The organism is Polaromonas sp. YR568, from assembly GCF_943371715.1.
In the GTDB taxonomy this organism is placed as follows: Bacteria; Pseudomonadota; Gammaproteobacteria; order Burkholderiales; family Burkholderiaceae_C; genus Polaromonas.
Genome location: NZ_CALRVW010000031.1, coordinates 23,380 through 45,550, shown reverse-complemented (window position 1 = coordinate 45,550; position 22,171 = coordinate 23,380). Strand labels below are relative to the sequence as shown.

Here is a 22,171-nt window from a genome sequence, read left to right as displayed (position 1 = left end):
GCCGGCCCGCCGATCTGCACGGCCGAGCCGCCCAGCAGGGCAATCAGCCCGCCGGCAATGATGGCCGTCCAGATGCCGGCCTGCGGCGACAGCCCGGAGGCAATGGCAAAGGCCATGGCCAGCGGCAGGGCCACAATGCCGACGGTCATGCCCGCGCCCAGGTCCTTGCTGAAACGTTCGCGCGTGTAGCCGCGCAGCGCTGAAAAGATGCGGGGGCGAAAAGGCGCGAGGTAGGCGGGCAAGTTCATCAGAAGACTCCAGAGTGACACGCCGGCCGGGTGCATCCTCCAACTGTGGGATGGTCAGACCGGGAGTCCCTTGTTAAAGTGGGACACGTCTTTTCTTGTTTCAAATACCTGCGGTTGTCCATCTTAAGCCGCGCACGCACGCTCCATGCCACTTTCCCCCAGCCATTGGTGTTTGTCATGTCGGGTCACGGGCCGTTCCGGCCGGGCACTGCGCGCCTTCGTCGCCTGGGTCCTGGCGGCCTGCTGGCTGGCAGCCGGTCCGCCGGTGCTGGCGCAGACCGGGTCGGCCCCGGCCTCCGGATGGCTGGGTCGGCAAGGCGAAGCGCTGGTCCTGGTGGATACCTCGGGTCAGCAGACGCTGGCGCAGGTTCAGCAGCGTTTTGCAAATGGCGAGGCCACACCGGCCAGCGCCGAGCGCATCATGCCGGCGGGCGGCGCCACCGCCCTGTGGTATCAGCTGGCCCTGCCCGCTGTCCGTGAGCCGACCCCGCTGGTGCTGGCCTTGCCGCACCCCGGCATGAACCACGTGGATTTGTACCGGCCCCAGGCCGATGGCAGCTGGCAGGTCCTGCGCTCGGGTGATTCGATCCCGGTCTCGCAATGGCCCGTGCCTTACCTGCATCCGGCGTTCGAGCTGGTGCAGCAGCCGGGCGAGGCCCGGGCCAGCTATCTGCGGGTGCAGCACAGCCATCCCATCAGCGTGCGCTGGAGCGTCTGGCCGGCGCGCGATTTCCAGGCGTCGAGCAAGCGCTGGCATTTCCTGCTGGGCGCCTATGCCGGGCTGGTGGCGCTGGTGCTGGTGATCTGTACCGTCAATGCCTATTTCTGGCGCGACGCCATCCATTTTTATTACGCGGCCTATGTGCTGGTGATCGCCTCGGGCCAGCTCTCGCTCACGGGGCTGGCCGGCGAGTATTTCTGGCCCGACAACCCCTGGTGGAATGACGTGGCGTCCAATGTGCTTCCCGTGACGGGGGCGGCGCTGGGCCACCTCTTCCTGCGCGGGCTGGTGGTCGGGCGCGGCGGCCGCTGGGCCACCCGCCTGATGCTGGTCATGGCCGGCGTGGGCGCCCTGCTGGCGCTGGGTTTCCTGTTTGTCGGGCGCAACCCGTTTTTTGCGATCTCCGGTCCCTACTACCTGGCCAGTTTCGTCGTGTATCTCGCGGTGGCGCTGTGGTACGCCTGGCGCATTCCGCGCGTCGGCCTGTGGGTGCTGGCCGGCGTGCTGGCGATGCTGGCTGGCGCCGTGTTCCCGGTCCTGCGCAACATGCAGCTGGTGCCGGTGTCCTTCATGACGCAATACGGCGCGCAGCTGGGCGTGGCCCTGGAGATCCCGCTGCTGCTGATTGCCCTGTACCTGCGCAACCGTGAACGGCGTGACAACCGGGCCCGTATCGACACCATGGACCGGATTGACCCGTTGACCGGTGCGGTCAACCACCGGGTGATGCTTGAGCGGCTGCATCAACTGCTCATTCACCAGCTGCGCGAGCCGTCTTCGGGGGCGGTGCTGCGCGTGCGCATCGGCAACATCCAGGCGCTTCGCGACGAATACGGGCTGCAGGTGGCGCAGATGGCGCTGGTGCATGCAGGTGCCTGCATCACCCAGGTGGCCCGCGAGGGCGACACCGTGGCGCGTCACCGCGAAGGCGATTTTGTGCTGATCCTCAAAGGCCGAGTCACGCGCGACCAGCTCTCGGAAATGGGGCAGCGCCTGATCGCTCGGGGCCTCGCGCCCAGCGAGCTGCTGCCACCGGGTGCGGTGCTGCAGCTCAAGGTGGCCATCGCGGCGGCGCCGTTTCAGACGGCGGGGGTGGCGCTGCTGCTGCAGGCGCTGGAGGCCGTGGTGACCGAGATGGCGGCTCGTCCGGGCAAGGCCCTGCGATTTGTCGCCTGAGCTTTAGGAAGCGCCGAACAAGTCCCCTGCGGCGCGCGATCAGCCGGGCTCGGGCGGTCTGCTACGTTGAATTTCTTGCCAATAGCCAACTATTGGCTGCGAAATCCGCCTCGCATCCCATCCCGATCCGGCTGCCGCTCATCCGCAAGGACTCCTTCAGCGCTTCCTTACCTGACGCGCATGCCGGGCTGCGCGCCGGGCAAAGGCTCGAGCACAAAGATGCCCGGCTCGGCTTTTTCATTGGCATGGCTGGCGGCCAGCACCATGCCCTCGCTGATGCCGAACTTCATCTTGCGCGGCGCCAGGTTGGCGACCATCACCGTGTGTTTGCCGATCAGGTCTGCCGGCTGGTAGCAGGAGGCGATGCCGCTGAAGACGTTGCGCAGGGTGCCTTCGCCCACGTCCAGCGTCAGCCGCAGCAGCTTGGTCGAGCCTTCGACAGCCTCGCAGTTGACGATTTTGGCAATGCGCAGGTCGATCTTGCTGAAGTCGTCGATGGTGATGGCGGGGGCAATGTCCTCGCCGCCGGGTGCTATGGATTCGATAGCTGCTGGCGCAGGCGTGTCCTGGGCTGGAGCCTCAAACAAGGCATCGAGCTGCTTGATGTCCACGCGTTGCAGCAGGTGTTTGTAGTCGCCGATCAGGTGGCCGTTGCCCAGGCCGGCAGCGGCATCGGCAAAGCCCAGTGGCCCGGTTTTCAGGAAGTTTTCCACCTCCGCACCCAGCGCCGGCAGCACCGGCTTGAGGTAAATGGTCAACAGGCGGAAAGCCTCGATACACACCGTGCAGACATCCTGCAGGCGCGTGTCCATGCCGTCCTGCTTGGCCAGTTCCCAGGGCTTGTTCTGGTCCACATAGGCGTTGACGCGGTCGGCCAGCAGCATGACTTCACGCAGGGCCTTGGCGAATTCACGGAATTCATACAGCTGCGTGATGGTGTCGCTCTGGGCGCGCAGCACCGACAGCAGCGCATCGCCGTCTGCAGATACCTCGCCGAGTTTTCCACCAAAACGCTTGGCAATGAATCCGGCGGCGCGGCTGGCGATATTGATGTATTTGCCGACCAGGTCGCTGTTGACGCGGGCCATGAAGTCGTCGGCGTTGAAGTCGATGTCCTCGTTGCGTGCATTGAGCTTGGCGGCCAGGTAGTAACGCAGCCATTCCGGGTTCATGCCCAGGCTCAGGTACTTGAGCGGATCCAGCCCGGTGCCGCGGCTCTTGCTCATCTTCTCGCCGTTGTTGACGGTCAGGAAACCGTGCACAAACACGTTGTCCGGTGTCTTGCGGCCGCTGAAATGCAGCATCGCCGGCCAGAACAGGGTGTGGAAGGTGACGATGTCCTTGCCGATGAAGTGGTACTGCTCGAGCCGCGGGTCGGCCATGTAGGCCGCGTAGTCCTCGCCGCGCTTGTCGAGCAGGTTTTTCAGCGACGCGAGGTAGCCGACCGGCGCATCGAGCCAGACATAGAAATACTTGCCCGGCGCGTCGGGGATCTCGATGCCGAAATAGGGCGCGTCGCGCGAGATGTCCCAGTCGCCCAGGCCTTCGCTCTGGCTGCCGTCGGCGTTGTCACGCACCGAGAACCATTCCCTGACCTTGTTGGCCACTTCGGGTTGCAGCTTGCCGTCCTGCGTCCACTGCTCGAGGAACTCAACGCAGCGCGGGTCGGACAGCCGGAAGAAAAAGTGCTCGGAGCTTTTGAGTACCGGCGTGGCGCCCGACAGGGCCGAGTAGGGGTTGATCAGGTCGGTCGGTGCATACACCGCGCCGCAGACCTCGCAGTTGTCACCGTACTGGTCTTTCGCACCGCATTTGGGGCACTGGCCCTTGATGAAGCGGTCCGGCAGGAACATGTTCTTTTCGACATCGAAGAACTGCTCGATGGTTTTGGTTGAAATCAGACCGGCCTTCTGGAGGTCCCGGTAGATCTGCTGGGCCAACTGGTGGTTCTCCGGTGCATCGGTCGAATGCCAATTGTCAAAGCTGATGTGAAAGCCGTCGAGGTAAGGTTTGCGTCCCGCAGCGATGTCAGCCACGAACTGCTGCGGTGTCTTGCCGGCCTTCTCGGCCGCAATCATGATGGGCGCGCCATGGGCGTCGTCAGCGCCGACAAAATTCACCGCATGGCCCTGCATCCTCTGGAAGCGCACCCAGATGTCGGCCTGGATGTACTCCATGATGTGGCCGATGTGGAAGTTGCCATTGGCGTAGGGCAGGGCGGTGGTGACAAAAAGGCGGCGCTGGGGCATGGTGGTGCTTTGGTGAGCTGTTGGAGCTTGCGGAGGCTAACCCGTGATTTTAAGTCGGACCGCCCTGCTGCGTCCGCAGCGCCCGCGTGGGACACCCCCGCCGGTGCTCGATGGGCGGGAAGCGCTTCCTTTGCTTGATGCAAGTCAACATGAAGGCCCGGTGGCCCGTTTTCTGCGCCGCAGGCCGTGGCTATACTGAAATCGGCCCTGTCTCCACCGTGGAGGCAGGTCGCCTTCCCGGGCAATGCGCTGCTGTCCGGGACACACCGGCGGAACGTTCCAACCTCCTGCCGGTGGCCAGCCGCCTGGCCTGTTGCGGCGCCAGCGTACTTGAGTGACATCCCAGCAAGACGAGGTGACCGATGGACTTGCCAGACGCCAATCCGCTGACGCTGCCCGAGGGGGTGGTTGCCCTGGTGCCGATGCGCAACGTGGTGCTGTTCCCGCACGCGCTGGTGCCTATCACCGTCGGCCGCGAAAAATCCATTGCGGCCATCGCGCATGCGCGCAGGAGCGGCACCCCGGTGGGCATCGTGCTACAGCGGGACGCCCGGGTGGATGATCCCGGCCGCGACGCCCTCTGCGATGTCGGCACCTTCGCCAAGGTCCTGCAGCACGTGGATACCGATGAAAAACTGCAGCATGCCGTCTGCCAGGGCGTGGCGCGTTTCCGGATCGAGGCCCTGGTCGAGGGTTACCCTTTTCTGGCCGCGCGCGTGCAGGCCCTTGAAGAGCCGTCCACCGTTTCCACCCAGGCGGAAGCCCTGGGGCTGCAGTTGCGCGAACGGGCCGTGGAAATCCTCTCGCTGTTGCCGGGCGCCCCGGCCGAACTGGCCCACACCCTGCAGACCGTGCGGGCGCCGTCGCACCTGGCTGACATCGTGGCCAGCCTGCTGGATACCGAAATCGCGGAAAAACAGATGCTGCTGGAAACCGTGGACTCCGAGGAGCGGCTGCAGAAAGTGCTGCAGATCCTGTCGCGGCGCATCGAGGTGTTGCGGCTGTCGCAGGAAATCGGCGAGCGCACCAAGGAGCAGATGGATGACCGCCAGCGCAAATACCTGCTGCGCGAGCAGCTCAAGACCATCCAGAAGGAGCTCGGCGAGGACGGCGACGGTGAGGATGTCGCGCGAATCGGCGAGCTGATCACCATGTCCGGCATGCCCGCCGAGGTGGAGGCGCAGGCGCGCAAGGAACTGGGGCGCCTGCAGCGCATGCCGGAAGCCTCCGGTGAACATTCGATGCTGCGCACCTATCTCGAATGGATGACCGAGCTGCCCTGGGCGGCGCCGGAACCCGCCCCGATCGACCTGGCCGAAGCACGCCGCATCCTCGAGGCGGACCATTACGGGCTGGAGCGCATCAAGCAGCGCATTGTCGAGTTTCTGGCGGTGCAAAAACTCAACCCGCAGGGGCGCGCCCCCATCCTGTGTTTTGTCGGTCCTCCCGGCGTGGGCAAGACCTCGCTCGGGCAAAGCATTGCACGCGCGCTGGACCGCCCTTTGGTGCGGGTGTCGCTGGGCGGCGTGCATGACGAAGCCGAGATCCGCGGCCATCGCCGTACCTACATAGGCGCCATGCCGGGCATGATTGTGCAGAGCCTGCGCAAGGCCGGCGCGCGCCACTGCGTGATGATGCTCGATGAAATCGACAAGGTTTCGCCGAGCGCCCAAGGCGATCCGTCCGCGGCACTGCTAGAGGTGCTGGATCCGGAACAGAACTCGACCTTCCGTGACAACTATCTGGGCGTGCCCTTCGACCTGAGCCGCGTGGTGTTCATCGCCACGGCCAATGTGATGGACCACGTGCCCGCGCCGGTGCGGGACCGCATGGAGGTGATCGACCTGCCGGGCTACACGCAGGAGGAAAAACTGCAGATCGCGCAGCGTTACCTGGTGCGGCGCCAGCGCGAAGCCACCGGCTTGCATGAAGGCCAGTGCGAGCTGACCACTGGGGCCCTGCAGGCACTCGTGGCCGACTACACCCACGAGGCCGGCGTACGCCAGCTCGAGCGCGAGATCGGGCGCGTCATGCGCCACGCCGCAGTGCAGATTGCCGATGGTTCGAAAGCGCAGGTGCGCGTCGATGCTGCCGACCTCGACGCGTTGCTGGGTCCGGCGAAATTCGAACACGAAATCGCCCTGCGCAGCAGTTTGCCGGGCGTGGCGACCGGGCTGGCCTGGACACCGGCGGGCGGCGACATCCTGTTCATCGAGGCCACCCGTGTTGCCGGCAGCGGCCGGCTGATCCTGACCGGCCAGCTTGGCGACGTGATGAAGGAAAGTGCCCAGGCCGCCCTGACGCTGGTGAAATCGCGCGCGCCGCTGCTGCGCATTGCGGCGGCCAGTTTCGATGGGGTTGACGTGCATGTGCATGTGCCGGCCGGTGCCATTCCCAAGGACGGGCCGAGTGCCGGGGTGGCCATGTTCATTGCGCTGGCGTCGATGTTCACCGACCGGGCGGTGCGCCACGAGGTGGCCATGACCGGCGAAATCAGCCTGCGCGGCCTGGTGCTGCCGGTGGGCGGCATCAAGGAAAAGGTGCTGGCGGCGCAGCGTGCCGGTGTACGAACCGTGCTGCTGCCAAGGCGCAATGAAAAGGACTTGCGCGACGTGCCCGAAACCACGCGGCAGGCCCTGTCCTTCGTCTGGCTCGATCACGTGGATGACGCCATTGCAGCGGCACTGGGCGGTGATGCGGCGCCGGGTGCAAGCGGCTTCATGCTGGTGTGAGGCCAATCCCATGCCCTGGACGGCTCAGCGTTACCCGGTGTCCATGCGCGGCTTGCCGGAGCCGGTGCGCCTCAAGGCGATAGAGGTGGCCAATGCGCTGCTCGCCGAGGGCATGGACGAAGGAAGCGCCATCCGCATTGCCATCGCCAGGGCCCGGCAGTGGGCCGCGCGCCGGATGTGATGCCAGCGCATAACGCCGACATCGCCGCGGCCCTCAACGACATCGCGGATCTGCTCGACATCGAGGGGGCGAATCCCTTTCGCATTCGTGCCTACCGCAATGCCGCCCGCACCGTCGGCGAACTGGGCCAGCCGGTGCCGGTCCTGCTGGCCCGGGGTGCCGATCTCGACGATCTCCCCGGCATCGGCCCGGACCTGGCGGGCAAGATCCGGGAGATCGCGGAAACCGGCTCCTGCGCCTTGCTCGGGCGCCTGCGCCGGGAGCTTCCGCCTGGCATCACCGAACTGCTGAGAGTGCCGGGCCTGGGGCCAAAGAAGGTGCGGGTGTTGCACCATGAACTTGGGGTTCAGACGATCGAACAGCTGCACCGGGCGGCCCGGGAGGGACGGGTGCAGGCGATTCACGGCTTCGGTCCCAAAAGCCAGCAGGCCATCCTGGAGGCGACGGCCGCGCAGCTGCAGGACGAGCGGCGCATACCGCTGTGGCGGGCGGACCAGACCGCTGCAGGGCTGCTGGCCGACCTGGCGGGCGTGCCCGGCGTGGCGCGCGCCGTGGCTGCCGGCAGCCTGCGGCGGCGGCGCGAGACGGTGGGGGATCTGGACCTGCTGGTCAGCCTGAGCGGCAGCAGTCCGGTGATTGATCGGTTTGTCAGCGGCGGGGAGGTGAGCCGGGTGCTGGCCCACGGAACGACCCGGGCCAGTGTGGTCCTCAGGAGCGGGTTGCAGGTGGATCTGCGGGCTGTGCCGGCGGAAAGTTTCGGCGCGGCGTGGGTCTACTTCACTGGCTCGAAGGCGCACAACATCGCCTTGCGTCGGCTGGCGCAGGAGCGCGGGCTGAAGATCAACGAATACGGCGTCTTCCGCGGCCGGGAGCGCCTGCCCGGCGCCACCGAGGAAGCGCTTTACCAGGCCATCGGCCTGCGGTACATCGAACCCGAGCTGCGCGAGGACCGCGGCGAAATCGAGGCAGCGCGCCAGGGCCGGCTGCCGGTGCTGGTGACCCTGGGGGACCTGGGTGGCGACCTGCACGTGCACACCCGCGAGAGTGACGGCCTGGACAGCCTGGAAGCCATGACTGCCGCGGCCCGTGCCCACGGGCTGCAGTACCTGGCCATCACCGAGCACTCGCGCCGCCTCGGTGTCGCCCGGGGCGTCGATCCGGTCCGGCTGGCGCGGCAGATCGATCGTATCGACCGGTTCAACGAACAGTCGCCGGGCTTCACGGTTCTCAAGGGTGTCGAAGTTGACATCCTCGAGGACGGTACGCTGGATCTGCCCGACACCATTCTGCAGCGGCTGGACCTGGTGGTGGGCGCGGTGCACCACCGTCTCGACCTGCCGCGCGCGAAACAGACCGCGCGGTTGCTGCGGGCGATGGACAGCCGGTATTTCACGCTGCTGGCGCACCCGGGCGGGCGCCTGATCGGCGAGCGGCCCGCCTGCGACTTCGATCTGTTGCGGGTGCTGCGCAAGGCGCGGGAGCGGGGCTGCTTCGTCGAGCTCAATGCCCAGCCGTCGCGTCTCGATCTGACCGATACGGCCTGCCAGATGGCCAGGGACGAAGGCGTGCTGGTCTGCATCAATTCGGACGCCCACAGCACGCTGGAATTCAACCACCTGGCCTGCGGCATCGACCAGGCTCGGCGCGGCTGGCTTGAAAAAGCCGATGTGCTGAACACCCGCGCGCTGCAAGACCTGCGGCCGCTGCTCGCCCGCACCATGCAATGACACCCGGGCGGCGTCGCCGGCCTGTCACCGCAGCCGGGCAACCTGCCACTTGCAGCGGTGTTGATCAACATCACGGCTGGCTTGCCAGCTGGGGCCACACTGCACAAAATGGGGCTTGCCGTCAGCGGGGCTCCGTTGCGGGCAAGTGACCCGCTGTCGCCATGGAAGGAGAATGAATGACACGCAAGACCACCACCCCGGCGGGCGCCCCGCCCCCACAGAATGAGGACGAGGACCAACCCGACGGGTTAGCCGAAGCCGCCGAACCGCCTGAGCCAGCGGGGCGGATCGTGGCCAGGCCGGACGGCTACCACTGGCTGGCGCAGGACGGCAAACAGGAGTTCGGCCCGTTCGAGACGCTGGAACTCGCGCAGCAGGACATGGATGCCGCCGACGGCGGCGAACTGGAGCCCGCCCTCAGCCTGCAGGAGGCTGAACGCGAGATCGGCATCGGCGAATGGCTGGATCCCGAGACCGGCGAGCCCGCCGAAGGCCCGTCGCCGCCCCACCCGGAAGGGCAATGACCGTGGGGCCGGCCGTGGGTCGGCAGATTGACGTCTGCAACGGCGATGCCGACGGCCTGTGCGCCTTGCTGCAATGGCGGCTGCAGCAGCCGGCGTCCGCGGTGCTGGTCACCGGGCTCAAGCGCGATATCGCGCTGCTGGAGCGGGTGCAGGCCGGGCCGGGTGACGAGGTGCTGGTGTGCGACGTGTCGCTGCAGCGCAACCGGGCGGCCCTGCTGCGCCTGCTTGCCGCGGGCGCACGGGTGCGCTACTTCGATCACCACGCGCCGTCCGATGTGCCGGACCATCCGAACCTGGAAACCCATATTGACCTCGACAGCCAGACCTGCACCAGCCTGCTGATGGACCGTTACCTCGGCGGCGCCCACCGGTCCTGGGCGCTGGTGGGAGCGTATGGCGACAACCTGACCGGCGTGGCCGACGCGCTGGCAGCGCAGACGGGCATGACCATCCAGGACCGTGAGCGCTTGCGCATGCTCGGCGAGGCCATCAATTACAACGCTTACGGTGAAGAGGAAAGCGATGTTTTCATCACGCCGACGCGCCTGTACGAGACGCTGCTGCGTTACCGCGATCCGCTCGAGCTGCTGCAACACGAGCCGATCGCGCAGCAACTCGATGGCCGGCGCCGCGAGGACCTGCGCCGGGCGGCAGACCTGCCGCCGCACTGTCAGAACGACCGAGCCCGCGCGATCCTGCTGCCGGATGCCGGCTGGAGCCGGCGCGTGATCGGCTGCCTGGCCAATGAACTCGCCCGTGCCGAGCCGGGCAGGGCGCATGCCGTGCTCAAGGCGGTGCATGGCGATGGCTACGTCGTGAGTGTGCGTGCGCCGCTGGTCGCCGCCGGTGGCGCGCGGGAACTGTGCCGCCGTTTCGGTGGCGCCGGCCGGGCCGGGGCGGCGGGTATCGACCACCTGCCGGCGCAGGAGCTGGACCGTTTCCTGGAGGCCTTTGGTGCGACCCGCTGGGGCGCAGCCTGCCGGGAGGCTGGGGCGGATCAGGCCATCGACATACCGTGAGTCGCGCTCAGGCGTGGGTCTTCTGGTAGGTGCCCACCAGTTCTGCGCTGGCCAGCACATGGCCTTGCATGGCGCGCTCGACGGCCGCCTTGGTCGGTTGCTGCAGCGCCGGCAGTGCCGTATCCAAAGCGTAGAGCTTGAAGAAGTAGCGGTGCCGGCCTATCGGCGGGCAGGGTCCGCCGTAGTCCGCCCGGTGCCAGTCGTTGAGGCCTGGGCGCGCACCGGCCGGCAAGGGCTGGCCACCTGCCGGCAAGCCGGTGCTGTCCGGCGGCAGGTCGACCAGCACCCAGTGCACCCAGGTCTGCCGCGGTGCGGCGGGGTCGGGCGCATCGGGATCGTCCACGATCAACACCAGGCTGCGCGCGGCTGGCGGGACACCCTCCCAGTGCAGCGGCGGGGCGCTGTCGTCGCCTTCGCAGGTGTGGCGCCGCGGTATCTCGCCATTCGGCGCAAAGGCGCTTGAACGCAGTTCCATGGATGTTTCCCGGTCAGGCAGGTTTCATGGCGCCGCCGGGGAACCGACGGTTTGTGCCAGGGCGATGCGCTGGGTCGGAGACAAGCCCAGGGCCGCCGCCAGCCGGCCCCGGTCGATCAGGCCGCGAACCACCGTCGCCAGACCGGTGGCCGCGCAAAACAGGTAGACATTCTGGGCAATGCAGCCAGCATCTGCGCCGGCAAGAAAATGGCGATCCTCGGCACTGGCATCGTGCATGCGGCTGAAGTCCGCCACGTAAACCAGATTCAGCGGTGCGGTGGCCACGAAGTCCTGCGTGCCGGTGGCACTGCGCAGGTCCTCGGCCTTGACCAGCAGCAACTGGTGGGACAGGGCATCGTATCGGTACGCGCCTTCGGGCAGCACGGCGTAAACGTCGATCTCCTGCCAGTTGCGGGCCGACGGTGCGGTGCGGTGGGCGCTGCCCTGCCGGTTGATGCCAAAACCGGCCCACAGCAGCGCTGACAGCGTTTCCAGGGGCAGGGCATCCGGCAGGAAGGCGCGCGAACTGCAGCGCTTCTCCAGGGCTTGCGCCAGCGTGGCGGCAGGCGGCAGGACCGGCGGCGGCAGGACCACCGTGTCGGTTTCCAGATTGAGCGGTATCGTGGACATGAAATCCTCCAGCAGGAAGCAGAACCTGTCAAAACGCGGGCCGCGCAGGGGGCCACGGAGCGGATGCCGTGAGGGCCCATGCCTTCCTTGCATCCCCAAGGCAAATCATTTTCCGCCTGTGTCCATGGCGCGCATTGAGGCAGATCAAGGCTGCACCCCGGCGAAAGCCCGCACGCATGGCCGGGTTGTCAGGTCATCGCCGGCCGGCCGGCACCTGCCCCGGCATTGGCTTAGACTTCAGCCCAACCCGCTGCCGCGCGGCGCGCCCCGGTGCGGCCGGCTTGCCACCCCAGATTCAATCGGAGACTCCCCAGATGGCTGTAGAACAACAGGCAATTTTGAACGCCCTGCAAGGCGTGCTTGACCCCAACACCGGCAAGGACTTTGTCAGCACCAAGGCGCTTAAAAACCTGCAGATCGCCGGCGGCGATGTGTCCTTTGATGTGGAACTCGGTTACCCGGCCAAAAGCCAGCTGGCCGGCATCCGCAAGCTGCTGATCGCCGCCGCCAAGGGCGTGGCGGGCGTCACCAACGTGTCGGTCAACGTCGGTTTCAAGATCGCCAGCCACAGCGTGCAGCGCGGCGTGCAACTGCTGCCCAATGTCAAGAACATCGTGGCCGTGGCCTCCGGCAAGGGCGGCGTGGGCAAAAGCACCACCGCCGTCAACCTCGCGCTGGCCCTGGCCGCTGAAGGCGCCAGCGTCGGCCTGCTCGACGCCGACATCTACGGTCCCAGCCAGCCCATGATGATGGGCATCGAGGGCCGGCCCGAAAGCGTGGACGGCAAGAACATGGAACCGATGGAAAACTACGGCATCCAGGTCATGTCCATCGGTTTCCTGGTCGCGCAGGACGAGGCCATGATCTGGCGCGGCCCGATGGCAACCCAGGCGCTCGAGCAACTGCTGCGCCAGACCAACTGGAAAGACCTGGACTACCTGATTGTCGACATGCCGCCCGGCACCGGCGACATCCAGCTCACCTTGTCCCAGCGCGTGCCCATGACCGGCGCGGTGATCGTCACCACGCCTCAGGACATCGCTCTGCTCGACGCCAAAAAAGGCATCAAGATGTTCGAGAAGGTTGGCGTGCCGATTCTGGGCATCGTCGAAAACATGGCAGTCCACGTGTGCAGCAAATGCGGCCACACCGAACACATCTTTGGCGAAGACGGCGGCAAGAAGATGGCGGCCGACTACGGCATGAGTTACCTCGGCGCGCTGCCGCTGGACATGCAGATCCGCCTGCAGGCCGACAACGGCCGGCCCACCGTGGTGGCCGACCCGGACGGCGAAGTTGCCGGCATCTACAAGGCCGTGGCGCGCCAGGTCGCCATCACGATTGCCGCCAAGGCGAAAGACTTTTCCGCCAAATTCCCGACCATCACGGTCTCGAAAAACACCTGATCTTCCCGCGGGCGGGGGGCTCACCATGAACATGCTCGCTTCGCTGCGTTATCTGGTGGCCCTCAGCGAGCACCGTCACTACGCGCGCGCCGCCCAGTCCTGTGGCATCACCCAGCCGGCGCTTTCCAACGCCCTGCGTGCGCTGGAAAAAGAGTTTGGCATCGGCATCGTCAAGCGCGGCCGCACCTACGCAGGCCTCACGCCGGAAGGCGAGCGCGTGCTGGCGACGGCGCAGCGTATGCTGCACGAACACGAACTGCTGCAGCAGGAGCTGCGCAGCAGTGCCAGCCAGCCGCAGGGCGCCCTGCAGCTGGGCGTGGTGCCGACGGCGGTGCCGGTGGCCACGCTTTTTGCGGCCGGGCTTCGCCAGCGTTACCCCGGTATCTCACCCGTGGTGCGGTCGCTGAGCTCGCAGGACATTGAACTCGGACTGGAGAACCTGTCGCTGGACCTGGGCCTGGGGTTTGTCGAACGCCTGAACCAGCGCGCCAGCCGTTTCGAGCTGCTGCCACAGTACACCGAACACTACTTCCTGGTGCGCCGCGCGGCGGCGCCTGGCCTGTCGGGCGGCGGGCTGCGCGTGGGGCCGGCCATAGGCTGGCGCGAAGCGGCGCAGCTGCCGCTGTGCCTGCTGACGCCCGACATGCACAACCGCAGTATTGTGGACAGCGCCTTTGCCGGCCTGGGGCTCGCGGTCAAGCCGGTCATGGAGACCAACTCCATCCTGGCGCTGGCGCTCAGCGTGGTCGCCGGCGAGGTCTGCAGCGTCTTGCCGGGTGCGCTGGTGGGCGCGGTCCGCAGTTATGCGGAACTCGAAGCCCTGCCGCTGGTCCAGCCGGAGGTGACCACGCCTGTCGGTTTTTTCACGCTGGCCAAGGCCAGCCCCTCGCGCGCCCTGCAAGCCGCGCTGGAATTGGCCCGGGACGCACAGTGGTTGCGCCATGCGGCGCAGCACAGCGGGGCCTTGCATTCAGATCCTGAATCAGCGCATACATGAATTCAATTTGACGCGGGCGGGCCCAGGAGCGACAGTGCGTCATGAACGCTTCACCGGTCCTTCCTGTTCCCGCCGTGGCCCTGGCCACGCTGGACGACATGCGCGAGCGCATCCGCCGCAAGAGCAAGCTCAAGGGTCGCCAGGCCGACGAGGTTTCGCTGGCCGAGGTGCGTGCGCTGATCGGCGGGCGGCCCGACGGTGGTCACCGGCGTGACCTGCTGATCGAACACCTGCACCAACTTAACGACGCCTGGCGCTGCCTGCATGAGCGCCACCTGGTGGCGCTGGCCCGGGAGATGAACATTCCCCTGGCCGAGGTGTACGAGGTCGCGAGCTTTTATCACCACTTCGAGATCGTCAAGGGCGACGGCCAGGCGCCCGGACTCACGGTTCGCGTGTGCGACGGGCTGACCTGCGAGCTGGCCGGTGCACAGGACCTGCTGGCGCGCCTGCCCGCGCTGCTGGGGCAGGAGGTGCGTGTGATTGCCGCGCCCTGCCTGGGCCGCTGCGAGCAGGCGCCGGCCGTGCTGGTGCACCAGCAGGCGTTGCCGCTGGCCACGGTCGAGGCTGTGGTTGTGATGGCAAATCAGCCTCCAGCCCAAGAGGGGAAAGCGCCAGAAGCTATTAATTTCGCAGCATCCGGGTACGCGGAAAAAAGTGTCCCGGGCTCGGCCGACGAAGTACTGCCGGCCTTCACCGACTACGCCACCTACCGCTCCCACGGGGGCTACGCACTCGCGGCGGCGCTGGTCAACGGGGAAGAAGATGCCGGGGCGGTGCTGGCCGCCATGGAAAATTCAGGCCTGCGCGGCCTGGGCGGCGCGGGGTTCCCGGCGGGGCGCAAGTGGCGCATCGTACAGGGCCAGCCCGGCCCGCGCCTGATGGCGGTCAACATCGACGAGGGCGAGCCCGGCACGTTCAAGGACCGCACCTGGCTGGAGCGTGATCCGCACCGTTTTCTGGAAGGCGTGCTGATCGCGGCGCAGGTGGTGGGAATCGAGGCCTGCTACATCTATTTGCGCGACGAGTACCACGATTGCCGCAGCATGCTGCAGGCCGAACTGGCCAAATTGCTGGCGGATCCACCGTGTCCGCTGCCCCTGATCGAGCTGCGGCGCGGTGCGGGCGCCTACATCTGCGGCGAGGAGTCGGCCATGATCGAAAGCATTGAAGGCAAACGCGGCGAGCCGCGCCTGCGCCCGCCCTACATCGCGGAAGTCGGGTTGTTCGGCCGGCCCACGCTGGAGCACAACTTCGAGACCCTGTACTGGGTGCGCGACATTGTGGAAAAAGGCCCGCAGTGGTTCAGCGGCTTCGGCCGCCGTGGCCGCAAGGGCCTGCGCTCTTTCAGTGTCAGCGGGCGCGTGAAGAACCCGGGCGTCAAGCTGGCACCGGCCGGCATCACGGTGCAGGAGCTCATCGACGAATACTGTGGCGGCATGGCCGACGGCCACCAGCTGTATGCCTACCTGCCCGGCGGCGCCTCCGGCGGCATTTTCCCGGCCAGCCATGCCAACCTGCCACTCGACTTCGACACCCTGCAGCCGCACGGCGGCTTCATCGGCTCGGCGGCCGTCATCGTGCTGGGGCAGCGCGACAAGGCCCGTGATGCAGCCCTCAACATGATGCGTTTTTTCGCCCAGGAAAGCTGTGGCCAGTGCACGCCTTGCCGCGTCGGCACGGTCAAGGCGGCGAAGTTGATGCAGGCGTCCGTGTGGGACAACGCCACGCTGGAAGATTTGAATACGGTGATGACCGATGCGTCCATTTGCGGACTCGGTCAGGCGGCGCCCAACCCGGTGCGCTGTGTCCAGAAATACTTTGCTCACGAAATCGCCTGACATGAATGCGCCAGCCAAGCCCGTTGAGGTCACGCCCCAGGTCATCCCCTTTCTGCTGGACGGCAAGTCCGTTGAGGCGTACGAGGGCGAATCCATACTGAAAGCGGCCGCGCGCAGCGGTGTCGACATTCCGCACCTTTGCTACAAGGACGGCTACCGCGCCGACGGCAACTGCCGTGCCTGTGTGGTCGAGATCAAGGGCGAACGCACCCTGGCCCCCAGCTGCTGCCGCAGCGTCACGGCCGGGATGGAGGTGCAGGCCGGCAGCGAACGCGCTGTCAGGAGCCAGAAGATGGTGCTGGAGATGCTGCTCTCCGACATGCCCGACACTGGCTACAAATGGGATGAGATCGATGAATCGCTGCAACACGGCGAACTCAGCGCGTGGGCCGCGCGCATGGATGTTGTCGTGCGACCCGAGCTGAAAGCGTTGCGCCGCGAGCAGCCGGCCGCCGATGTGTCGCACCCGGCCATGGCCGTGAACCTGGACGCCTGCATCCAGTGCAAGCGTTGCGTGACCGCCTGCCGCGAAGAGCAGGTCAACGACGTGATCGGCTACGCCCTGCGCGGATCGCACAGCGAGATCGTTTTTGACCTGGGCGACGCGATGGGCGACAGCAGCTGCGTGGCCTGCGGCGAGTGTGTGCAGGCCTGTCCGACCGGTGCCCTGATGCCCAAGACCCTGGTGGGGTCCCAGGCCGTCGATAAAAAAGTTGATTCGGTCTGCCCCTTCTGCGGCGTCGGCTGCCTGGTGACCTACAAGGTGAAAGGCAACCAAATTGTCAGTGTCGATGGCCGTGACGGACCGGCCAACCATTCGCGGCTGTGTGTCAAGGGGCGTTTTGGTTTCGACTACGCGCACAGTCCCCAGCGCCTGACCCAACCCCTGATCCGCAAGGCCGGTGTCCCCAAGGACCCGGCCGCCTTGCAACATCTGAACCGCAACACGGCGGACTGGTCGGAAGTGTTCCGCGAAGCGAGCTGGGAAGAGGCTCTGGCGCTGGCCGCCGGCCCGCTCAAACACCTGCGTGACACCCATGGCAAGAAGTCGCTGGCGGGCTTTGGCTCCGCCAAGGGCAGCAACGAAGAGGCCTACCTGTTCCAGAAACTGGTGCGCACCGGCTTCGGCTCCAACAACGTGGACCATTGCACGCGCCTGTGCCACGCGTCCAGCGTGGCGGCGCTGCTGGAGGGTGTGGGTTCGGGCGCGGTGAGCAACCAGGTCAACGACGTTGCACATTCGGATCTGATATTTGTGATCGGCTCCAACCCTTCGGCCAACCATCCCGTGGCCGCCACCTGGATGAAGAATGCCGCGCAGAAGGGCGCCAGGATCGTGCTCGCTGATCCGCGCGTCACCGATATCGGCCGGAACGCCTGGCGCACGCTGCAGTTCAAGGCCGACACCGACGTGGCCATGCTCAATGCACTGATCCACACGGTGATCGAGGAGGGCCTGGTGGACCAGGACTTCATCGACAGGCGTGCCAGCAATTACGAAGCGCTCCGGGAAAACGTCAAGGGCTACAGCCCCGAGGCGATGGCGCCGGTGTGCGGGATCCCCGCCGCCACCCTGCGCGAGGTTGCCCGCGCGTTTGCCAAGGCCAAAGCCGCCATGATTCTGTGGGGCATGGGCATCAGCCAGCATGTCCACGGTACCGACAACGCGCGTTGCCTGATCGCCCTGGCCACCGTGACCGGGCAGATCGGCAAGCCCGGCTCCGGCCTGCACCCGCTGCGCGGCCAGAACAACGTGCAGGGTGCCAGCGACGCGGGCCTGATTCCCATGATGTTTCCCAACTACCAGCGGGTGGACAACGCAGCCGCGCACCAATGGTTCGAGAACTTCTGGAATGCGAAACTCGACGAAAAACCCGGTTACACCGTGGTTGAAATCATGCACAAGGCGCTGGCGCCCGACAGCGACCCGCACAAGGTGCGCGGCATGTACATCATGGGCGAAAACCCGGCCATGAGCGACCCCGACCTGAACCACGCGCGCCATGCGCTGGCCAGCCTGCAGCATCTGGTGGTGCAGGACATCTTCATGACCGAGACTGCGTGGCTGGCCGATGTGGTGCTGCCCGCCACCGCCTGGCCTGAAAAGACCGGCACCGTCACCAACACCGACCGCATGGTGCAGATGGGCAGGCAGGCGGTCGAGGCGCCCGGTGAGGCAAGACCCGACCTGTGGATCATCCAGCAACTCGCCAGCCGCATGGGGCTGAACTGGCATTACGCAGGTGCGCAGGATGGCGTGGCCGCTGTCTACGAGGAGATGCGTCAGGCCATGCACACCGCGATTGCGGGCATCAGCTGGGAGCGGCTGCAGCGCGAATCCAGCGTGACCTACCCCTGCCTGAGCGAAGACGATCCGGGGGCGCCCACCGTGTTCATCGACCACTTTGCCACCGACGACGGGCGCGTACATCTGGTCCCGGCCGACATCATTCCTGCCAACGAACGGCCCGACGCCGACTACCCGTTTGTGCTGATCACCGGCCGCCAGCTCGAGCACTGGCACACCGGCAGCATGACGCGGCGCACCTCCGTGCTCGATGCCATCGAACCCCTGGCCACAGCCTCGCTGTGTGGTGCCGACTTGCTGGCGCTGGGGCTGGCACCGGGCGATGTGATCACCGTGCAATCGCGGCGCGGGGCGGTCGCCCTTCATGTGCGGCGCGACGACGGCATGCCGCAGGGGGCGGTGTTCATTCCGTTCGCCTATTACGAAGCCGCGGCCAACCTGATGACCAACGCTGCGCTGGACCCATTCGGAAAAATTCCGGAATTCAAGTACTGCGCCGTGGCAATTCATCGCGGCGGGCAGCTGGCAGGGGCGGCAGGCTACGGCCCCGCTGCTGCCGGAGGTCTTTGACCTTCCAGGCTGTGGGTGACAAAAGAGTTGTGCCGAAAATGGGCATGAAGACAGCCGTACACTGCGGGCATGTCTGAATTTGTCCTGCAGCTTCCCGGTGCCGATACGGCCATTCGCCGTCCCTGTGTGGCGGTGGCCGTGGTCATGCGCCGCGAGCGCATCGACAACCGCTGGCAGCCCTGGCGCTGGTCGCTGGCCGACATCGTGCCGCACGAGGAAGGTTTTGGCGCGCAGCCGCGCCTGCTGCTCAAGGACGATCAGGAAGAGCGCTGGTTGCATCCCGGTTTCAAGGTCGAGCTGTTCACCGATGACGCTGAAGGTTATTACCTCAACGTCACCACGCCCCAGCCCTGCTTCTGGGTGGTCTGGCGGATGGAGGAAGAGGCGGCGCTGGCCGACGAGCCGGTGGCCGTGCCGCAGACCGTGACCCTGAGTTACCACGACGCCGGTCGCTGGCTGGACGCGCAGGAAACCGTGGAACAGGTGGCGGCGCCGCGTGATGTGGTCGAGTGGGTGCAGACTTTTGTCGATGCCCATTACGTGCTGGAGGCCAAGCGCCGCCAGCGCCCGCAAAGCTTCAAGCCGCTGCAGGACCGGTTTGGCAACCCCGCGCGCGTGAGCACCGACAAGAAGTTCGGCGGGGGCGGCCATGGCTGAAGAAACTCCCGGCTTCCTGGGCCGGTGGGCGCGGCGCAAGACGGACGCCCTGCAGGGCAAACCGCTGGACGAACCGGCGCCTGCCGCAGCCCCGCCCGTGAAGGCAGACGCTGCCCGGGCCGGAACGTCAGTCCCCGTTGCCGCCGTGCCGGCTCCGGCCGATGCTGCCGCGCCAGCCGAAAGAAAGCTGCCGACGCTGGAAGACGCGCAGCTGCTGACCAGGGACTCCGATTTCAAGCCCTTCATGGCCGGCGATGTCGGGCCCGAGGTGCGCAACGCCGCGATGAAAAAGCTGTTTGCCGATCCGCATTTCAATGTGATGGACGGCCTGGATATCTACATCGACGACTATTCCAAAGCCGATCCCATTCCCGAGTCCATGCTCCGGCAGATGACGAGCGCCAAGTTTCTCAATCTGTTTGAGGACCAGGAACAGGAAGAGAAAGAGGGCGGGACGGCTGCGCAGGCACCTTCTCCACGGGAAACTGCGAATACCCCCACGGACGAAACCGTGGCACAGTCCCACGAAGGCCCGGGCCTGCCCGATCCGGCCATTTCCCCAGAACATTCCAGCCAACCCGAGCCGCAGCCTGGCTCCGGCGCCAGCCAAGAAAACCATGCCTACACTGATCTGCGACTGCAACCAGACCATGCCGCTCCAGCCCCAGACGCTGGGCACGGCACTTGACGAAAAACTGACCCTGCATTCGGCGTTGTGCCGCCGGGAGGCCGGCGCCTTCCAGAAAGCGGTCCAGTCCGGCGACGACGTGGTGGTGGCCTGCACCCAGGAGACCCGGCTTTTTGCGGAACTGGCGCAGCAGACCGAAGGCGCGACCTCGGTCATCAAGTTCGTCAACATCCGCGAGACCGGCGGCTGGAGCCGGGACGCCGCCAAGGCCAGCCCGAAAATTGCGGCCCTGCTCGCGGTGGCCCACCTGCCGGATGCCGAACCCGTGGCGACCGTGACCTACAAAAGCGCGGGTCGTGTGCTCATCATCGGTGAGCTCGATGCGGCGGAGCGCGCCGCCGGCTTGCTGTCGGACGCGCTGGACGTCACGTTGTTCAGTCTGGGGACGGGCCGCGATGGTGGTTTGCAGGAGCGGCGTTACCCGGTGCTGGCCGGGAAGATCCAGCGCCTGACGGGCTGGCTGGGCGCTTTCGAACTCCATTGGCAGCGCAACAACGCGATTGACCTCGACCTGTGCACGCGCTGCAACGCCTGTCTGGCGGTCTGCCCCGAAGGCGCCATCGGTTTCGACTACCAGATCGACAACGCCCTGTGCAAGTCGCACCGGGCCTGCGTCAAGGCTTGCGGTGTGGCCGGAGCGATTGATTTCGGCCGCGCGCCCGAGGCCTTGAGCGAAAAATTCGATCTGGTGCTGGACCTGCGTGCGACACCGGCCTTCACGCAACATGCCTTGCCCCAAGGGTATTTCTGCTGGGATGGCCAGGACAGCCGCACCCTGCTGCAGCTGCGTTCGCTGGTGGGCGAGTTCGAAAAGCCCAAGTTCTTCAACTACAAGCAAAAACTCTGCGCCCACAGCCGCAACGAAAAAACCGGCTGCACGGCCTGTATCGATGTCTGCTCGGCCTCGGCGATCAGCAGCGAGCGCGACCGGCAGCAGATCGTGGTGAATCCGAACCTGTGTGTGGGCTGCGGTGCCTGCACCACGGTCTGTCCGAGCGGGGCCCTGACGTTCGCCTACCCGCGTCCCGGGGAGCAGGGCGCGAAGATCAAGACCCTGCTGGGCACCTATGCGCGTACCGGCGGCAAGCAGGCGGCCCTGCTGCTGCACAGCCAGGAAGCGGGTACGCGGCTGTTGGGTGACCTGGGTCGCATGGCGCGGCTCGATCCGGCCACGCATGGCGTGCCGGCGCGCGTTTTGCCGCTGGCCTTGTGGCACACGGTGTCGGTGGGACTGGAATTGTGGCTCTCGGCCATCGCCCATGGCGCATCCCAGGTGTGGGTCCTGATGACGGACGAGGAGGCGCCGCAGTACCGCGAGGCCGTGCGCGAGCAGATGGACGTGGCGCAGGCCATCCTCAGCGGTCTCGGTTACCAAGGGGAACACTTCCGTATCCTCGAAGCCCGGGATGCACGTGATCTGGCCGCGCTCGACGCCGAGCTGCAGGCGGCGCCAGCGCAGGGGGTGGCCCAAACGGCCGGCTTTGCCGTGCAGGCCGACAAGCGAGCCACCCTGGAGCTGGCACTGGACCACCTGATAACGCAGGCCACGGCCAGGCCCGAGGCGATTGCGCTGCCGTCTGCCGGCTCGCCACTGGGCACGCTGGTCATCAACAAGGACGCCTGCACCTTGTGCCTGAGCTGCGTCAGCGCCTGCCCGGCCAGCGCGCTGCAGGACAACCCGGAGCGGCCCCAGCTCAAATTCATCGAGAAAAACTGCGTGCAATGCGGCCTCTGCGCGACGACCTGTCCGGAAAACGCCATCACCCTGCAGCCGCGCCTGCTGCTCACGCCGCAGCGCAAGGAGGCACGTGTGCTCAACGAGAGCCAGCCCTACCAGTGCATACGCTGCGCCAAGCCGTTCGGCACCCTCAAGGCGATCGAGTCCATGCTGGGCAAGCTGGCCGGCCATGCGATGTTCCAGGGCGCGGCTGCCGAACGCCTGAAAATGTGCAGCGACTGCCGCGTGATTGACATCTACTCGGCAGACAACGAAATCAAGATCACGGACATTCGCTAAATCCA

17 protein-coding genes are annotated in these 22,171 nt (G+C 66.4%); 13 read left to right on the top strand and 4 right to left on the bottom strand.

From position 1 onward, the window contains the following. On the bottom strand, nucleotides 1-248 hold a 248-nt coding region (locus tag AAG813_RS17635; RefSeq protein ID WP_341917139.1), incomplete at its 3' end, for a SulP family inorganic anion transporter. Between the two features lie 145 nt (nucleotides 249-393). Here AAG813_RS17635 and AAG813_RS17630 point away from each other — a divergent pair. Next, nucleotides 394-2,145, top strand: a complete 1,752-nt coding sequence (locus tag AAG813_RS17630) for a 7TM diverse intracellular signaling domain-containing protein (protein ID WP_341917136.1) — start codon at nucleotides 394-396, stop codon at nucleotides 2,143-2,145. A gap of 167 nt (nucleotides 2,146-2,312) precedes the next feature. On the opposite strand, the gene metG is transcribed toward AAG813_RS17630, so the two are convergent. Beyond that, entirely contained in the window at nucleotides 2,313-4,394 is a 2,082-nt protein-coding gene (gene metG, locus AAG813_RS17625) for a methionine--tRNA ligase (protein ID WP_341917134.1), read from the bottom strand. A 362-nt stretch (nucleotides 4,395-4,756) separates the two neighbouring features. Here metG and lon point away from each other — a divergent pair, with 362 nt between their 5' ends. The 5 genes from lon (at nucleotide 4,757) to AAG813_RS17600 (ending at nucleotide 10,577) form a co-directional block, all read left to right on the top strand. Next, nucleotides 4,757-7,126 (top strand): endopeptidase La, encoded by a 2,370-nt coding sequence (lon, locus tag AAG813_RS17620; protein ID WP_341917133.1) that lies wholly within the window; start codon nucleotides 4,757-4,759, stop codon nucleotides 7,124-7,126. 10 nt (nucleotides 7,127-7,136) lie between these two features. After that, nucleotides 7,137-7,307 (top strand): hypothetical protein, encoded by a 171-nt coding sequence (locus tag AAG813_RS17615; RefSeq protein WP_341917131.1) that lies wholly within the window; start codon nucleotides 7,137-7,139, stop codon nucleotides 7,305-7,307. After that, nucleotides 7,307-9,034: a DNA polymerase/3'-5' exonuclease PolX gene (polX, locus tag AAG813_RS17610; RefSeq protein ID WP_341917129.1), complete on the top strand. Its 1,728-nt coding sequence runs from the start codon at nucleotides 7,307-7,309 to the stop codon at nucleotides 9,032-9,034. Before AAG813_RS17615 ends, polX begins: the two co-directional genes overlap by 1 nt. 176 nt (nucleotides 9,035-9,210) lie before the next feature. After that, nucleotides 9,211-9,558: a hypothetical protein gene (locus tag AAG813_RS17605; protein ID WP_341917127.1), complete on the top strand. Its 348-nt coding sequence runs from the start codon at nucleotides 9,211-9,213 to the stop codon at nucleotides 9,556-9,558. Further along, on the top strand, nucleotides 9,555-10,577 hold the full coding sequence (locus AAG813_RS17600) for a hypothetical protein (RefSeq protein ID WP_341917125.1): 1,023 nt from the start codon (nucleotides 9,555-9,557) through the stop codon (nucleotides 10,575-10,577). The genes AAG813_RS17605 and AAG813_RS17600 overlap by 4 nt, the downstream gene beginning before the upstream one ends. A 7-nt stretch (nucleotides 10,578-10,584) precedes the next feature. Here the strand turns inward: AAG813_RS17600 and AAG813_RS17595 are convergent, their stop codons facing one another. Continuing rightward, complete coding sequence (locus tag AAG813_RS17595; RefSeq protein WP_341917123.1) at nucleotides 10,585-11,052, bottom strand: YbhB/YbcL family Raf kinase inhibitor-like protein; 468 nt, start codon at nucleotides 11,050-11,052, stop codon at nucleotides 10,585-10,587. A 24-nt stretch (nucleotides 11,053-11,076) separates the two neighbouring features. Next, on the bottom strand, nucleotides 11,077-11,682 hold the full coding sequence (locus tag AAG813_RS17590) for a SagB/ThcOx family dehydrogenase (protein ID WP_341917121.1): 606 nt from the start codon (nucleotides 11,680-11,682) through the stop codon (nucleotides 11,077-11,079). 314 nt (nucleotides 11,683-11,996) lie between these two features. Between AAG813_RS17590 and apbC the strand changes: the two genes are divergently transcribed. The 7 genes from apbC to AAG813_RS17555 all read left to right on the top strand — a co-directional run bounded on the left by apbC (nucleotide 11,997) and on the right by AAG813_RS17555 (nucleotide 22,166). Next, entirely contained in the window at nucleotides 11,997-13,088 is a 1,092-nt protein-coding gene (gene apbC, locus AAG813_RS17585) for an iron-sulfur cluster carrier protein ApbC (protein ID WP_341917119.1), read from the top strand. Nucleotides 13,089-13,113: 25 nt separating this feature from the next. After that, nucleotides 13,114-14,085: a LysR family transcriptional regulator gene (locus AAG813_RS17580; RefSeq protein WP_341917117.1), complete on the top strand. Its 972-nt coding sequence runs from the start codon at nucleotides 13,114-13,116 to the stop codon at nucleotides 14,083-14,085. A gap of 41 nt (nucleotides 14,086-14,126) precedes the next feature. Next, on the top strand, nucleotides 14,127-15,926 hold the full coding sequence (locus tag AAG813_RS17575; protein ID WP_341917115.1) for an NADH-ubiquinone oxidoreductase-F iron-sulfur binding region domain-containing protein: 1,800 nt from the start codon (nucleotides 14,127-14,129) through the stop codon (nucleotides 15,924-15,926). Nucleotide 15,927: 1 nt separating this feature from the next. After that, nucleotides 15,928-18,804 carry a formate dehydrogenase subunit alpha gene (gene fdhF, locus AAG813_RS17570; RefSeq protein ID WP_341917114.1) on the top strand — a complete coding sequence of 959 codons (2,877 nt, stop codon included), beginning with the start codon at nucleotides 15,928-15,930 and terminating at the stop codon, nucleotides 18,802-18,804. Between the two features lie 69 nt (nucleotides 18,805-18,873). Beyond that, nucleotides 18,874-19,461, top strand: a complete 588-nt coding sequence (locus AAG813_RS17565; protein ID WP_341917112.1) for a DUF3305 domain-containing protein — start codon at nucleotides 18,874-18,876, stop codon at nucleotides 19,459-19,461. Next, the gene (locus AAG813_RS17560) at nucleotides 19,454-20,149 is read left to right on the top strand and encodes a DUF3306 domain-containing protein (protein ID WP_341917111.1); all 696 of its coding nucleotides are present in this window, start codon (nucleotides 19,454-19,456) and stop codon (nucleotides 20,147-20,149) included. The genes AAG813_RS17565 and AAG813_RS17560 overlap by 8 nt, the downstream gene beginning before the upstream one ends. Continuing rightward, nucleotides 20,079-22,166, top strand: coding sequence for a 4Fe-4S binding protein (locus tag AAG813_RS17555; RefSeq protein ID WP_341917110.1), 2,088 nt, complete (start codon nucleotides 20,079-20,081; stop codon nucleotides 22,164-22,166). The genes AAG813_RS17560 and AAG813_RS17555 overlap by 71 nt, the downstream gene beginning before the upstream one ends. The last annotated feature ends 5 nt before the right edge of the window (nucleotides 22,167-22,171 follow it).

Bases quoted from the DNA above. Each gene is read 5' to 3' on its own strand.
- AAG813_RS17630 (WP_341917136.1), top strand. From the start codon at position 394: ATGCCACTTTCCCCCAGCCATTGGTGTTTGTCATGTCGGGTCACGGGC.
- metG (WP_341917134.1), bottom strand. From the start codon at position 4,394: ATGCCCCAGCGCCGCCTTTTTGTCACCACCGCCCTGCCCTACGCCAAT.
- lon (WP_341917133.1), top strand. From the start codon at position 4,757: ATGGACTTGCCAGACGCCAATCCGCTGACGCTGCCCGAGGGGGTGGTT.
- AAG813_RS17615 (WP_341917131.1), top strand. From the start codon at position 7,137: ATGCCCTGGACGGCTCAGCGTTACCCGGTGTCCATGCGCGGCTTGCCG.
- polX (WP_341917129.1), top strand. From the start codon at position 7,307: ATGCCAGCGCATAACGCCGACATCGCCGCGGCCCTCAACGACATCGCG.
- AAG813_RS17605 (WP_341917127.1), top strand. From the start codon at position 9,211: ATGACACGCAAGACCACCACCCCGGCGGGCGCCCCGCCCCCACAGAAT.
- AAG813_RS17600 (WP_341917125.1), top strand. From the start codon at position 9,555: ATGACCGTGGGGCCGGCCGTGGGTCGGCAGATTGACGTCTGCAACGGC.
- AAG813_RS17595 (WP_341917123.1), bottom strand. From the start codon at position 11,052: ATGGAACTGCGTTCAAGCGCCTTTGCGCCGAATGGCGAGATACCGCGG.
- AAG813_RS17590 (WP_341917121.1), bottom strand. From the start codon at position 11,682: ATGTCCACGATACCGCTCAATCTGGAAACCGACACGGTGGTCCTGCCG.
- apbC (WP_341917119.1), top strand. From the start codon at position 11,997: ATGGCTGTAGAACAACAGGCAATTTTGAACGCCCTGCAAGGCGTGCTT.
- AAG813_RS17580 (WP_341917117.1), top strand. From the start codon at position 13,114: ATGAACATGCTCGCTTCGCTGCGTTATCTGGTGGCCCTCAGCGAGCAC.
- AAG813_RS17575 (WP_341917115.1), top strand. From the start codon at position 14,127: ATGAACGCTTCACCGGTCCTTCCTGTTCCCGCCGTGGCCCTGGCCACG.
- fdhF (WP_341917114.1), top strand. From the start codon at position 15,928: ATGAATGCGCCAGCCAAGCCCGTTGAGGTCACGCCCCAGGTCATCCCC.
- AAG813_RS17565 (WP_341917112.1), top strand. From the start codon at position 18,874: ATGTCTGAATTTGTCCTGCAGCTTCCCGGTGCCGATACGGCCATTCGC.
- AAG813_RS17560 (WP_341917111.1), top strand. From the start codon at position 19,454: ATGGCTGAAGAAACTCCCGGCTTCCTGGGCCGGTGGGCGCGGCGCAAG.
- AAG813_RS17555 (WP_341917110.1), top strand. From the start codon at position 20,079: ATGCCTACACTGATCTGCGACTGCAACCAGACCATGCCGCTCCAGCCC.